This is a genomic window from Cohnella lubricantis (assembly GCF_014212015.1).
GTDB lineage: Bacteria > Bacillota > Bacilli > Paenibacillales > Paenibacillaceae > Cohnella > Cohnella lubricantis.
Genome location: NZ_JACJVN010000033.1, coordinates 35,408 through 49,395 on the forward strand (window position 1 = coordinate 35,408; position 13,988 = coordinate 49,395).

The following is a 13,988-nucleotide window of genomic DNA, read 5'->3' on the forward strand; positions in this document are numbered from 1 at the left end:
TGATCATTCACTAGTTAGGCGATATGGGGGAGAGTATTTGTTCAAACACACGGTCTTGGCGTTGATGCTCGCGGGCTTAATCGTCAGCGGTTGTTCCTGCTCGTTGCTCGAAGAGAATACAGTGGCGCAAACGATGGACTCCGATGCGCATGTCGAGAGCATCAACATTACAAGCGCGGCTTTGGAGAGGAAGATGAAGGCGCGAGTCTTCCTGCCGCCGGGTTATTCGGCGAGCGTCCATTATCCCGTCCTCTATCTGCTGCATGGCAAAGGCGGCAACGAGAAGACGTGGAACAAGGACATGGATGTATCGGATAAAGCGGAGAGCTTGATCGAGGCTCAGCTGATAAGTCCTTTAATTATCGTTATGCCCGATTACGATAACAGCTACGGCACGAATTATTCCGATCAGCCCTATACGAAGAGCGGAAGACAATACGGCCGCTATGAAGATTACTTGACGAAGGAAATGATTCCGTATATCGACGAGCACTATAGCACGATCGCGAGCAGCGGCGGCCGGTTTATCGGCGGCGTCTCAATGGGCGGCTTCACCGCCTTGTTTCTCGCGTTTACCCACCAAGATTTATTTAGCAAAGCGGGAGGACACAGCCCGGCCATGTACCTCGATGGCACCGAACAGCTCAAGTGGCTGTATCGGGACGAAGAGATGCGCCAGCGGACGGATCCGTTGATGCTTGCCGATACGCTTGATTTATCGAAGTTGTCCGTTTATTTAGATTACGGCGATCATGACATGGAGCATGTGATCGATTCCACGAACGCCTTATACGACAAACTGAAGACGGCAGGCGTCGATGTACGCCTTCATACTTCACCGGGCGGTCACGATAAGCACTATTGGAAGGCGAACACGGAAGACTATTTGTTGTTCTATGCCGGTCTGTAGCACCTGAATAGAAGCGCAGACCTATGCGATCAATCCAAATTATAAGCCCTTCTTCTTCACGGAGGAAGGGCCTTATTTGTGTTAGCGGTGACCACTCTCTCGTATCCCAAGATAAATATTCTATAAATTATGGTTTATTTCCAAACTTTGAATGATATACAATAATGTTGTCTGGCAGAATTGAAGTCGTCGATACGGGAAGTGATGGTGCTGTTATGCTGAACACAAGAATAGGGACGGTATCGACGTCGATCCTCGCGCTATTAATCCTATTGGGAGGAATGTGGATGGGAGGACGTTGGATTAATCAAGACAAGCCGCAAGGAACTCCGTTCGTGAATCCGGTCTTCGACCATGATGCGCCGGATCCGTCCGGCGCGCTGAAGGGGGACGACGGCTATTACTATATCGTCACGACCCAAGCGAACTACGAGAACGGCATGGAGAAGCTGCCGATCCTGCGGTCCCAAGATCTCGTGCATTGGGAGCATGCCGGACAGGTGTTCGATACGCTGCCTGACTGGCTGGACAAGGTAGAGATAAATGTCTGGGCGCCGGACTTCGTCCGGCATGACGGGAAGTACTACGTCTACTATGCAGGCCAATCCGCGCCGAATGACGATGGGTACAAGATGGGGATCGGCGTTGCTGTCGCGGACGATCCATTAGGTCCTTATGTCGACAAGGGCGAACCGATCGCGATCGGTCCGTCCTTCGGAACGATCGATCCGTTCATCTTCACGGACGACGACGGCTCCAGCTACATGTACTGGGGATCGGACGCTAGGCCGATCCGGGTGCAGAAGCTGTCGGAAGACGGCCTGTCGCTGGTTGGCGAGAGCGAGGAAGTGCTGCACGTAAGCCCGGTCAAGAAGTACGAGAGGCTGCTCGAAGGACCATGGGTCGTCAAACGCGGCGGCTATTATTATTTGTTCGTCTCCGGAGATAACTGCTGCGGGGCCGGCGCGAATTATGCGGTCATGGTCGCCCGATCCGAGTCGCCGCTCGGGCCATTCGAGAAGTACAGCTCGGTCCCCGGCGGCGGGCCGATCCTGGAAGCGAACGATCGATTCGACGCGCCGGGCCACAATTCGATCGTCACCGATGATGCGGGACAGGATTGGATACTGTATCACGCTTTCGACCGGAACGCTCGATTCAAGGGGCGAATTCTGCTCATGGACAAGATTGATTGGAAGGATGGATGGCCGGTCATCAATGACGGCAAGGGTCCTTCCTTCACGGAACAGAAGAGCGGGCCTGTGATAAGGAAGGAATGAAGCCTTGCAATTGCGAACGCTTGCGCATCGCAAGCCAATTACGCCGTCGCGGGTCTCACCCGTCGACGGACGAAATGCCCCGTCCGCGCGGCCAATCGCCGCGGAACGAGGCATTCCTCTTATCACCCAACAGCCTCACGCTTGCGGAAGAACGTCTTGAGCGCGTTGTAGATCTCGGTCTTCTCCTTGATCACATAGTAGAGGAACTGCTGATGGTCCAGATTCTTGTAGGCCGACATGAGCGTGCTGCTGCGATTGTATTGGTTCACTTCGCCGTAGCCGAAAATATTCGAAACATTCAGAATTTCTTTGATAAGCCTCACGCATCGTTCGTTGTCGCTCGTCAGATTGTCGCCGTCGGAGAAGTGGAACGGATAGATGTTGTAAAGCGAAGGCGGATAACGGCTGTCGATGATCTCCAATGCTTTGATATAGGCCGAAGAGCAGATCGTGCCGCCGCTCTCGCCTCGCGTGAAGAACTCTTCCTCGGTCACTTCTTTGGCTTCTGTATGGTGGGCGATGAAGACGATCTCGACCTTCTCATACTGTCGCCTTAGGAACCGCGTCATCCAGAAGAAGAAGGAGCGCGCGCAATATTTCTCGAAGCTGCCCATGGAACCCGAAGTGTCCATCATGGCGAGGATCACGGCGTTGTTCTGGGGCTTCACGATCTCTTCCCACGTCTTGAAGCGAAGATCGTCCGGCGAGATGCCGGCAATGCCGGGATGGCCTTGGCGCGAGTTGCGCCGCAGGTTCTCTAGAATGGTCCGCTTCTTGTCGATGTTGGACATGATGCCTTTGCGCCTGACGTCGGTGAAGCGGACGTCCGTCACTTCGATCTGTTCTTTCTCTTTGCGCTTCAGATAGGGAAGCTCCATCTCCTCGAACAAGAGATTCTCCAGCTCGGCGATCGAGATCTCGGCCTCGACCACATCGTCGCCCGGTTGATCCCCTGCGCCTTCGCCTTTGCCCGGACCTTCCGCCGGATCGGTGCCGAGAACATCTCCGACTTGGCTGTCGCCGTCTCCCTGTCCGACGTGCTTGCGTTTGTTGTGATTATAGATAAACCGGTACTCCTCCAGGCTGCGAATGGGGATCTTAATAATTTGTTTGCCGTCCGAGAGAATGATGTTCTCTTCCGACAGCAGATCGGGAAGATTCGATTTGATGGCTTCGCGAACCTTCTGCTGATGCCGCGACTGATCCTGATATCCCTTGCGGTGCAAAGACCAGTCTTCGCGTGACAATATGAATGCCGGCTCAGTCATGGCGAGACACCACCTTGTCTGTCATAGATTAATGATGTGTTAATCAATATATTCTTTCTTCGCCAAACGATGTGTGTGAATTTTCCCGATGTGCGTGTCTAACCGAATAATTAGAGCGAGATATTGGGCAATTGTGCCTTTTCGTACATGGTTTCTATCGTCCAAACAGAGTAAGATGGAAGCAGCACTGTTCAAGGATCAAGGAGGATACCTTCATGTTGAAACGTTACACCGCCGCGGGAGCGATCCTGGCGCTGCTCGCCGTCGCGTTCGGAGCCTTCGGCGCCCATACACTCAAAGGCCATCTGTCCGAGGACGATCTGGAAGTGTTCGAGACAGGCGTGCGCTATCAGATGTACCACGGCCTCGGCCTGCTAATCGTCGCGCTGCTGTCGGACCGACTCGGGGAGACCAAACTGATCCGGTGGTCGGCAAGATTGCTGCTGATCGGCGTCATTCTGTTCTCCGGCAGCCTGTATGCTCTATCTCTGACGGGACTTAGCGCCTTCGGACCGATTACGCCGCTGGGCGGCGTTGCTTTCCTCGCTGGCTGGCTCTGTCTGGCACTGTCGATCCGCCGATCAGCCAAATCCTGACGGTGGAAGATAAAGCGTCAATATAGAATGATAAATAGCCCAATGGGAGGAAGGACGTCGACCTGTGAACGGATGGCCTGATGCATCTACCTATACGCTCGAACTGCTGCAATCGATATACGAGAGTCCGGTTACGATTGTTGTCCTTAACAGCGACGGTCAAATTGTGGATATCAATCGCGATCCCTCCGTCTTGTTCGGATCGGCGAGAGAGGACATAATGGGACAGCCCTTCACCGCTTGGCTGGACGAGTCCTCCCGCGAAGATGCCGTCTCAACGTTCGGGCGAACGCTCGCGGGAGAGACGGGGACGCAGCCGATTCGCTTCGTAAGCGGAGACGGCCGATATTCGGACTTTAACGTTCATGCGGCTCCGCTTCGGCACAAGAAGAAGATCGTGGGCGTCGTTATGTGCATGTACGATATCGGCGATCACAAGCGGTCGCTGGACCGCATTCACTACATGGCCTATTACGACGACATGACGGGCTTGCCGAATCGGCGCCATTTGACGAATCGGCTCGAAGAAGCGCTGAAGAATGCGGGACAAAGGGGTAACAGCTTCGCGGTCTGTTATCTGGACGTGGACCGGTTCAAGCTCGTGAATGCTTCCTTCGGGAGAGATTCAGGCGATATGCTGCTGCTGCAAATTGCGGAGCGGCTGACGCGCTTTTTCCCGCAAGGCTGCCTGTCTCGGATGGAAGGCGACGAATTCGCCGGCTTGCTTCCCGATGTGCGGGATGCGGCCCATGTATCGGATCGGCTCTCGGAGCTGATCCGGATGTTCGAGGAGCCGTTCGAGCTGAGCGGCGTTCCGCTGCATATCACCATGAGCGTCGGCGTATCGATCGCGGACGGAATGGAGGAAGACGGCGCGGCGCTGCTGAAGAAGGCTGATGCCGCTTTGAACCGGGCCAAGGAGAACGGACGCAACGATTTCCAGTTGTATACCGCAGACTTTGAATATCAAGCGATCCACAAGCTTACGTTGCACCATGAGCTGCTGGAAGGCTTGCAGAAGCGCGAATTTATCCTTCATTACCAGCCTCAGTACGATCTGGCTTCAGGCCGGATCGTCGGATTTGAGGCGCTCGTCAGATGGCGGCATCCCATACGCGGACTCGTGCCGCCGGGAGAATTCATTCCTGCAGCGGAAGAGAGCGGGATTATCGTGCCGCTGGGGGAATGGGTGCTGCGAGAGGCATGCCGGCAGAATAAGGAATGGCAGGACGCGGGCATGCCTCCGCTTCCGATGTCGGTTAATCTGTCCGTCAGGCAATTCTCCCGGCGGGATTTGATCGAGAAGATTGCGGAAGCGCTCCGGGAGACGAAGCTTGACCCCAAATATTTGAAGCTGGAGATCACGGAGAGCATGACGATGGACGTGCAGCGGGCGCTGTCACTCTTGAAGGAGTTAAAGGAGCTTGGGGTTGACATTAGCATCGACGACTTCGGCACCGGCTACAGTTCCTTTAACTACCTGCGCCATTTTCCGATCGGCAGCCTGAAGATCGACCGCTCGTTCGTCTGGGATATCGCCGACAATCCGAGCAATGCCGCTATCGTGGCATCCATTATAGCCATGGCGCATAATCTTGAGCTGCAAGTTATAGCGGAAGGCGTCGAGACGATTGAACAGGTGCGGCTTCTCAGGGAGCATGGCTGCGACGAGATGCAAGGCTATTACGGCAGCCCGCCTCTGCCCGGCTCCGGCATAGAGGAGCTGCTTGGCCAGGAGGGTGGAGGCACCCTCATTCCTACATAACGATTGGCATGACGAACGCCGCAAGCTCAAGAGAGCCAGCGGCGTTTGGTATATCGACAGATCGTATGAAGATTTATCTCATCCATCCACGAAGTCGTCGACCTCGTTCAGATTGACCGTGTAGACCTTCTTCTCGTCCACATGATACAGCGTCAGAAGCTCGAGGGCCGGATCGAAATTGACGACCCGGCACGGCCAGCTGAGCTTTACGCCTTTCCCTTTGTTGATCGTGATGCGGATAAGTTGATTGGACTGAATATAGCCGCGAATGCGCGAATCCAAGGCATCGGTTAACAGTTGGGACGCTTCGGCAGCTTCGGACAGCTCTTTCTCAATCTGATGGCCGAGCTGTATGCCGGATTGGATCCGATAGTCGGCGAATGAACCTTGGTTCAAGTCATGCAGCAGCTGTTCCATCGCGGCGCCGTTCGTCGGAGCATGCACCAGGATCTCAACTTGGAAGAGGTAGGAACCGTCCGCCAACTTTCTTGTATTCTTCATAATCAAGTGAAGCCTCCGTAATAACTAAGCAGTACCAGATGTATATCGTTAAAGATACTATACCATTTTGTACGCTTATAGAAATAGTACTTTTGGTCATTTACCTATCGATTCGAATGGGACGAATGGGGAGGTTGATCGCATAGATTAAAGTACGGGCAGACCTAATTAAGCAGCCTGCCGTCATCGGTGTTCCCGGAGGTGATAAAGATGATGAGGCTTGTTCCGATCGATATAGAAGGACAAACAGCGTTGGGCGCTGAGGTGTTGCTGCCGGGCACAACGCTGCTTGCGATCACGATTGGCGGCGGATACATTATGTGCGGAGCGCTTGACGTCGCGCTCTTGAACGAAAGGCTCGGGGAGCGCCGGATCATAGCGGGAAGAGCGGTTGGCGTTCGCACCTTCGATCAGCTGCTGGATGCTCCGCTCGAATCCGTGACCGATACGGCCCGCAGCCTTGGCATCGTGCCGGGCATGAGCGGCCGCGATGCGCTTGCCGCGATGGCCGATGCGAGCTCGTGAGCCGCGCCTGATATTTGTTGGTTGGACGCCATCTGGCTAAGCCTCTGATTCGGCGGCTCCATCTTATTGCTCGAACAACTGGCGAAGTCCGGTGTCATAAGGCGCTCTGACGATGCCCTTCTCCGTAATAATGGCCGTAACCAGTTCATGCGGCGTCACATCAAATGCCGGATTATATACTGCGACGCCTTCCGGAGCGGTGCGGCGCCCGAAGCCTTGGGTAACCTCGTCCGGATGGCGTTCTTCGATGGGAATGTCGGCGCCGGTCGGCGTCGACAAATCGATTGTCGACATCGGACAAGCCACGTAGAACGGGATGTTGTGAGCCTTGGCCAGCACGGCCACGCTGTAGGTTCCGATCTTGTTGGCGACATCCCCGTTAGCCGCTACGCGGTCCGTGCCGACGATGACAGCCTGCACCCAGCCCTTGGACATGACGTGTCCCGCCATATTGTCGGTAATGAGCGTAACATCGACCCCCGCCTGGTGCAGCTCGAACGCGGTCAGGCGAGCGCCTTGAAGCACCGGCCGGGTCTCGTCGGCGTATACCTTCAGATGAATGCCGCGCTCAAGCGCAAGGTAGAACGGCGCCAATGCGGTGCCGTACTTGGAGGTGGCCAAGCCCCCGGCGTTGCAATGCGTCAGCACGCCCATGCCATCCTGGAACAGCGTCAGCGCGTTCTCGCCGATGAGGCGGTTCGTCTCTTCGTCTTCTGCCTGAATCCGCTGGGCTTCTTCAAGCAGCGAATCGTAAATAGCGGCTCCGGCAACGCCTGAGCCAGCCAAGCGGCGAGCTGTGGCTTTCATGCGGTCCAGCGCCCAGAATAGATTGACGGCCGTCGGCCGGGAAGTCGCCAAGTATTCCGCATGGCGCACCGCCTCGGCGGCTGCTGCCTCCGAATCGCCTTCGAAGCCTTGTATGCCCAGCACGACGCCATAAGCGGCGGCGATCCCGATCGCGGGAGCTCCGCGAACCTTCAACTCGCGGATGGCTTCCCAGACATCCTGAGGCGTCCGCAGCTTCAAATAGACGATTCGCTCCGGAAGAAGGCGCTGGTCTAACAAATCCAGCGCATTGCCCGCCCAGCGGACGGATTGCAGCACTTGTGAAGCTGCGGATGCAGGTTGCTCGTTCATGTTCCTATTCTCCTTTAACATCAGGTCCGGGATGGTGAGAGCGTCAGTCGCCGGACGCTTGCTTAGCGATGCGGATGACATCCTCGATCGACTCCGCTTGCCGGTTGCGCATGATGAGGCCGGTGCCGATCGCCAGCGCCATGCGCTGCGCGCGTTCGCGCGCGGCGGCATCCGGAATGGTGTCGATGTCGGCGACATGCGCCAAGCCGTAGACCCGGCGCACGGTCTTCGCACCTGCGAAGCCGATCGTATCCTGCAGCAGACGCCGCATATAATCGTCCTGATAGCCGGCTGCGCGCGACACGCGATCGACGCCGTGCTCATTCCACAGTCGGCGGAACTTCTCCTCGAATTGGGTCCAGATGTCGCGGATCGTGTTCAGCAGATAAACTCTGCGGTCGCGCCTAGATGCATCTTCGCCGCTCCAATGCTCCTGCGAAGCGTAATTCAGCAGCAGGTTGGCGATGACCGCGCCGACGTCGAAGCCGATCGGGCCGAAGTAAGCGAACTCGGGGTCGATGACTTTGGTCGATTCCGGCGTGATGAAGATGCTTCCCGTGTGCAGGTCACCATGCAGAAGCGCTTGCGCGCGCGTCAAGAACTTCTCGCGAAGATAGGCGACCTCGAGCAGGAGCGCCTCATTCTGCCAGATGGCTTCCGCCGCATCGCGAATCGGATCTTCGATGCTGTTCGTGTCAGCGTCGAAATAAGGATCCTCGAAGATTAAGTCCTCCGTGATCTTGCACAGATCCGGGTTAATGAACGATTGCACGAGCCGCTTCTTCTCCTGTTGGTTCAATCCCAAGTCGGACGTGAAGAACAGCGTGCGCGCCATGAATTCGGAGATATGCTCGGCGAACAGCGGGTAGACGCCGCCATCGATCAGGCCGCGGCGCATGATCACGTGATCGCTTAAATCCTCCATGACGGTCAGCGCGAGCTCTGTGTCCGTCTTATATACGCGCGGCGTAAGCCCTGGCGCAAGCTCGCCTTGCTTGACGAGCGCTTCGCTCTCGATGCGCGCGCGGTCGAGAGACAGCGGCCAGGATTCGCCTACGACTTTGGCATAAGGCAGCGCTTGCTTGATGATCAAGCTGCGTCCGGTGGCAGGCTGGGTAATATGGAAGACCAGATTGAGATTGCCGTCGCCGATCTCACGGCAGACAAGCTCTTCGCCTGTCGGGAAAACTTCTTGAATGGAGCGCGCGGTCTCGATCGCTTCCGCTTCGGTCAAGGGATGATATTGACTCATATGTAGTCCACCTCGCAAGAGATTGATCATGCTCGTCCGGCCTTCCGCGGGAAGGCTTTGCCTTAAGACAGTATATAGCAATTGAGCCGCTGTTAAAAGCGGAATGTCTGTATAGCGATAGGCGTACTCAGGTTACGTTCGCGGAAACGCGTTGTGTTATAATTGGAATATAGAGAGAACCTAGGGAGCGATGACTTCAGATGGATCGCAAGATAGCGCTCAGGGAGTGGGCCGTTGCCGTGAAGGCGTTGGAAGAAGGCAAGCAGATCGTTGCGCTTCGCAAGGGCGGCATCGCCGAGGAGACGAAGGAATTTCGGCTGGAGAGCCCGAGCTTCTATCTTTTTTCCTCCTATGAGCATCAGCAGCCGGAGCTGGTGAAGCCCGAATTCAGGGACGTCGTGGCTCTAACCCGCAAGGAATGGGAGTCTCGGCCGGATCGGGTGATGATCACGTCTTACGCGGAGGCTGCTGAGGATTTGGAGGTGACGGATGCCGACACGCTCAGCCGGATCGACTCGCTTCATATATGGACCGAGAACTATGCAGAAGAGCGATTGCGCTGGAAGCGGACGAAGCCGCTGCATGTATTGCTGCTCCGCGTGTTTATGCTAGAGGAGCCGATTGTTGTGCCGATGCGGGAGCAATACGGCGGCTGCAAGTCGTGGCTGAGGCTCGAGGAGACGCTGCCGGAACGGGCGAAGAAGCCGGCGCTGGACGATGAAGATTTCCGCTCGATGAGCGAAGCCGTTAAGCGAGCGTTGGCGACAAAGACCATTTCCTGAATTGGCGAAGTTTGCGTTTTTCAGGCTGTTTTCATAAAATGAAGGTTGAGAATCACTGAGAATCACTTTAAAATAATTATAAATAAGGATGCGTCTCCGTCCTCTGGGTGTCTTCATTCAGCGTAACGGCTGCTGCACAATCCTTACTAATTCTGGAGGGATAACACAATGTCCAGCTTGTTCGAAATCCGTGGCCTTAAGGCGGCCATTGAAGGTAAAGAAATATTGAAAGGCTTCGACTTGACGATGGGCGCAGGCGAAGTGCATGCCATTATGGGACCGAACGGAACGGGTAAAAGTACGCTCGCTTCTTCGATCATGGGACATCCGAAATACGAAGTGACGGAAGGTTCGATTCACATCAACGGCGAAGACGTGCTGGAGATGGGTGTAGACGAGCGCGCGCTCGCCGGCTTGTTCCTCGCGATGCAATACCCGAGCGAGATTACCGGCGTCACCAACGCCGACTTCCTTCGCAGCGCCATTAACGCGCGCCGCGGCGAAGGCAATGAGATCTCCCTCATCAAGTTCGTTCGCCTCATGGAGACGAAGATGAAGGAACTCGAGATGGATCCGGAATTCATGCATCGTTACTTGAATGAAGGCTTCTCCGGCGGCGAGAAGAAGCGCAATGAGATTCTGCAGATGATGATGCTGGAGCCGAAGCTGGTCATTCTTGACGAGATCGACTCGGGTCTCGATATCGACGCGCTGAAGATAGTCGCTGCTGGCGTCAATGCGATGCGCTCGAATGATCGCAGCTTCCTGATTATTACCCACTATCAGCGCTTGCTGAACTATATCAAACCGGACTATGTTCACGTCATGATGCAAGGGCGCATCGTGAAGTCCGGCGGACCGGAGCTGGCTGAGCGCCTTGAAGCGGAAGGCTACGATTGGGTCAAAGAAGAGCTGGGCATCGTCGACGAGACGGTTGGCCAGGCTTAATAAGGAGGCTAGCGATCATGAGTACACCGACCACCTCCTTCGGCCGTGAGGCCGCCGCCGCGATCGCGCGCAGCAAGAATGAGCCGGCATGGCTCATCGCGAAGCGCGAAGAAGCGGGCGAATTGGCCGCGGCGCTGGAGCTTCCCAAGCCGGAGAAGACGCCGCTTGCCCGTTGGAACCTGAATGTTCAAGGGGCGCATCGCCCCGGCAAATCTGCCGCATCTCCTGCTGAGCTGCCGATCGCCGTGGCTTCTCAATTGAACGCGCAAGACACCGGAGCGCTTATCGTTCAGCACAACTCCTCCGTCGTGTTCACGAGGCTGCCGGAAGAATTGAAGGCGCAAGGCGTCGTTCTCACCAGCCTCGAAGAAGCGGCGCGCACGCATGAAGACCTGCTGCGCGCGCATCTGATGACGGCTTATGAGCCGGGCGAGCACAAGCTGTCCGCCATGCATGCCGCGCTGTGGAACGGCGGCGTGTTCCTATACGTGCCGCGCAATGTGCAGATTGAAGCGCCTGTGCAAGCGATTCTGTTCGCGGACGATGCCGAAGCGACGTTCGTACCGCACGTGCTCGTCATCGCAGAAGCGAATAGCCGCGTCTCTGTCGTCGAGAACCTGATGACGGATCTGGGCGACAGCAGCGCGACGCTGCTTCATAACGGAGCGGTTGAAGTATTCGCCAAGCCGGGCGCGCATGTTCAATATGCAGCCGTGCACCATATGGACAATTCGGCCATCGATGTCTCTTACCGCCGGGCCCTTCTGGAGAAGGACGCGCGCATCGAGTGGATCGTCGGCGAGATGCACGAAGGCAACACGCTAACCGACACGAAGTCGATTCTGAAGGGCAACGGCTCTTCGTCCGACGCCAAGTTCATCTCCGTGGGGACGGGCTCGCAGCGGATGAGCCTGACGACCGGCGCGGTGCATTTCGGTCTCTCAACCGAGAGCGATATGGTTACCCGCGCGGTCATGACGGAAGCCGCGACCGCCATCATTAACGGGGTGACGAAGATCGAGAAGGGCGCTACGAAGGCGAACGGCCAGCAGACAGAGCGCGTGCTCATGCTGAGCCCGAAAGCCCGCGGCGATGCCAACCCGATTCTGCTGATCGACGAAGACGACGTCAAAGCCGGCCACGCAGCCAGCGTAGGCCAGGTCAATGCGGAGCAGGTATACTACCTAATGTCTCGCGGCATCTCCCGCGCGGAAGCAGAGCGGCTGATCATCTATGGTTTCCTCGATCCGGTCGTATCCGAGATTCCGCTGGAGGAGCTGCGCGAGAAGCTGCAGCGCATTCTAGAAAGGAAGCTGGGGTAAATGGATCCGATCGCGCTCAAAGCCGAGTTCCCGATTCTGAATCAGGAGATCAACGGCCATCCGCTGATCTACCTGGACAATGCCGCAACCTCGCAGAAGCCGCGAAGCGTCATCGAAGCAGTGAAGCGGTATTACGAATGGGATAACGCGAATGTCCACCGCGGCGTTCACACACTTGGATCGCGGGCGACCGATGCCTACGAAGGAGCGCGCGAGAAGGCGGCGCGGTTCCTGAACGCGGCTCAGGCGCGAGAGATTGTCTTCACCCGCGGCACGACGACAGCCTTAAATCTGGTCGCAACCGGTTATGCACGCCATATGCTGAAGCCTGGCGACGAGATCGTCCTCACGCCGGCCGAGCATCATAGCAATCTGATTCCTTGGCAGCAAGCGGCGAAGGCGACCGGCGCGACTTTGAAATATCTTCCGCTGCAGCCGGACGGTACTGTCAGCCTGGCAGACGTGGAGAACACGGTGACGGCGAACACGAAGATCGTCGCCATCGCGTACGTCTCCAACGTGCTCGGCACGGTGCACCCGATTGCGAAGATCGCGGAGATCGCTCACAAGAACGGCGCGATTATCGTGGTAGACGGAGCGCAGAGCACACCTCACTTGTCGGTGGATGTGCGCGCGCTGGACGTTGACTTCTACGCTTTCTCAGGTCACAAGATGTGCGGACCGACAGGGATCGGCGCGCTCTACGGCAAGGCGAAGCTGCTGGAGCACATGGAGCCGATCGAATACGGCGGCGAGATGATCGACTTCGTAGACCTGTACGAGTCTTCATGGAAGGAGATCCCGTGGAAGTTCGAAGGCGGGACGCCGATCATCGCCGGAGCGGTCGGGCTCGGGGCGGCCATTGATTTTCTGACCGGCATTGGTCTGGACGAGATCGATCGGCATGAGAAGAAGCTGGCCGCTTACGCCATGGAACGGTTGTCCGCCATTGAGGGCATCAGCATCTATGGCCCGAAGACGGATCGCACCGGCCTTGTGACGTTTAACCTTGGCGACGTGCACCCGCACGATGTGGCTACGGTACTCGATACCGAAGGCATCGCCATTCGGGCAGGACATCATTGCTGCCAGCCGCTGATGCGCTGGCTGAACGTCAGCGCGACGGCGAGAGCCAGCTTTTATTTATACAATACCGAGCAGGACGTCGACCGTCTCGCCGACGCGCTGGTCAAGACAAAGGAGTTTTTCGGTTATGAGCCAGCTCGATGATCTGTATCGGCGCGTGATTATGGATCATTATAAGAATCCGCGCAATCGCGGGACGCTGGACGAAGGTTCGGTGACCGTCAATCTGAACAACCCGACATGCGGCGATCGGATCAGCCTGCAGATGCAGGTCGAAGACGGGGTCGTGAAGAATGCCAAGTTCACCGGCGAAGGCTGCTCCATCAGCATGTCTTCGGCTTCGATGATGACCGATGCGGTTAAGGGGAGAACGACGGAGCAGGCGCTTGCGCTGGCAGACAAGTTCTCTTCCTTGATGAAGGGCGAAGCGGTTGATTTCGAAGAAGAATACGAAGACATCGACGCGCTGGCTGGCGTGGGTAAGTTCCCTGCTCGTATCAAATGCGCGACGCTCGCCTGGAACGCCTTGCGCAAAGGAATTGAGAGCGGCCAAGGAAACCACGAGGGCATCGAGGAATAATCAAGATTATCCGACCGTTGTCGTTAGCTTATAACA

14 protein-coding genes are annotated in these 13,988 nt (G+C 56.5%); 10 read left to right on the plus strand and 4 right to left on the minus strand.

Annotation, left to right across the window (positions count from 1 at the left end):
* The first annotated feature begins 37 nt into the window (after window positions 1–37).
* Window positions 38–910: an alpha/beta hydrolase gene (locus H4Q31_RS09065; RefSeq protein ID WP_245347149.1), complete on the plus strand. Its 873-nt coding sequence runs from the start codon at window positions 38–40 to the stop codon at window positions 908–910.
* Window positions 911–1,197: 287 nt separating this feature from the next.
* A complete protein-coding gene (locus H4Q31_RS09070) occupies window positions 1,198–2,190 on the plus strand; it encodes a glycoside hydrolase family 43 protein (RefSeq protein WP_185178752.1) in 993 nt (330 codons plus the stop codon).
* Window positions 2,191–2,312: 122 nt separating this feature from the next.
* Here the strand turns inward: H4Q31_RS09070 and yhbH are convergent, their stop codons facing one another.
* Window positions 2,313–3,458, minus strand: a complete 1,146-nt coding sequence (gene yhbH / locus H4Q31_RS09075; protein WP_185178753.1) for a sporulation protein YhbH — start codon at window positions 3,456–3,458, stop codon at window positions 2,313–2,315.
* A gap of 215 nt (window positions 3,459–3,673) precedes the next feature.
* Here yhbH and H4Q31_RS09080 point away from each other — a divergent pair, with 215 nt between their 5' ends.
* Window positions 3,674–4,054 carry a DUF423 domain-containing protein gene (locus H4Q31_RS09080; RefSeq protein ID WP_185178754.1) on the plus strand — a complete coding sequence of 127 codons (381 nt, stop codon included), beginning with the start codon at window positions 3,674–3,676 and terminating at the stop codon, window positions 4,052–4,054.
* 64 nt (window positions 4,055–4,118) lie between these two features.
* Complete coding sequence (locus H4Q31_RS09085) at window positions 4,119–5,819, plus strand: putative bifunctional diguanylate cyclase/phosphodiesterase (RefSeq protein ID WP_185178755.1); 1,701 nt, start codon at window positions 4,119–4,121, stop codon at window positions 5,817–5,819.
* 78 nt (window positions 5,820–5,897) lie between these two features.
* Here the strand turns inward: H4Q31_RS09085 and H4Q31_RS09090 are convergent, their stop codons facing one another.
* Window positions 5,898–6,320 (minus strand): hypothetical protein, encoded by a 423-nt coding sequence (locus tag H4Q31_RS09090; protein ID WP_185178756.1) that lies wholly within the window; start codon window positions 6,318–6,320, stop codon window positions 5,898–5,900.
* Window positions 6,321–6,530: 210 nt separating this feature from the next.
* Here H4Q31_RS09090 and H4Q31_RS09095 point away from each other — a divergent pair, with 210 nt between their 5' ends.
* Window positions 6,531–6,845: a YunC family protein gene (locus H4Q31_RS09095; RefSeq protein ID WP_185178757.1), complete on the plus strand. Its 315-nt coding sequence runs from the start codon at window positions 6,531–6,533 to the stop codon at window positions 6,843–6,845.
* Between the two features lie 63 nt (window positions 6,846–6,908).
* Here H4Q31_RS09095 and mtnA read toward each other — a convergent pair whose 3' ends face one another.
* Complete coding sequence (mtnA, locus tag H4Q31_RS09100; protein WP_185178758.1) at window positions 6,909–7,982, minus strand: S-methyl-5-thioribose-1-phosphate isomerase; 1,074 nt, start codon at window positions 7,980–7,982, stop codon at window positions 6,909–6,911.
* A gap of 43 nt (window positions 7,983–8,025) precedes the next feature.
* Complete coding sequence (gene mtnK / locus H4Q31_RS09105) at window positions 8,026–9,234, minus strand: S-methyl-5-thioribose kinase (RefSeq protein WP_185178759.1); 1,209 nt, start codon at window positions 9,232–9,234, stop codon at window positions 8,026–8,028.
* A gap of 200 nt (window positions 9,235–9,434) precedes the next feature.
* On the opposite strand from mtnK, the gene H4Q31_RS09110 reads away from it, so the two are divergent.
* The 5 genes from H4Q31_RS09110 (at window position 9,435) to sufU (ending at window position 13,952) form a co-directional block, all read left to right on the plus strand.
* Window positions 9,435–10,016, plus strand: coding sequence for a DUF1802 family protein (locus H4Q31_RS09110; RefSeq protein ID WP_185178760.1), 582 nt, complete (start codon window positions 9,435–9,437; stop codon window positions 10,014–10,016).
* Window positions 10,017–10,184: 168 nt separating this feature from the next.
* The gene (sufC, locus tag H4Q31_RS09115; RefSeq protein WP_185178761.1) at window positions 10,185–10,964 is read left to right on the plus strand and encodes a Fe-S cluster assembly ATPase SufC; all 780 of its coding nucleotides are present in this window, start codon (window positions 10,185–10,187) and stop codon (window positions 10,962–10,964) included.
* Between the two features lie 17 nt (window positions 10,965–10,981).
* Window positions 10,982–12,286 carry a Fe-S cluster assembly protein SufD gene (gene sufD, locus H4Q31_RS09120; protein ID WP_185178762.1) on the plus strand — a complete coding sequence of 435 codons (1,305 nt, stop codon included), beginning with the start codon at window positions 10,982–10,984 and terminating at the stop codon, window positions 12,284–12,286.
* Window positions 12,287–13,516, plus strand: a complete 1,230-nt coding sequence (locus H4Q31_RS09125) for a cysteine desulfurase (RefSeq protein WP_185178763.1) — start codon at window positions 12,287–12,289, stop codon at window positions 13,514–13,516.
* On the plus strand, window positions 13,500–13,952 hold the full coding sequence (gene sufU, locus H4Q31_RS09130; protein WP_185178764.1) for a Fe-S cluster assembly sulfur transfer protein SufU: 453 nt from the start codon (window positions 13,500–13,502) through the stop codon (window positions 13,950–13,952). The genes H4Q31_RS09125 and sufU overlap by 17 nt, the downstream gene beginning before the upstream one ends.
* Window positions 13,953–13,988 lie beyond the last annotated feature (36 nt).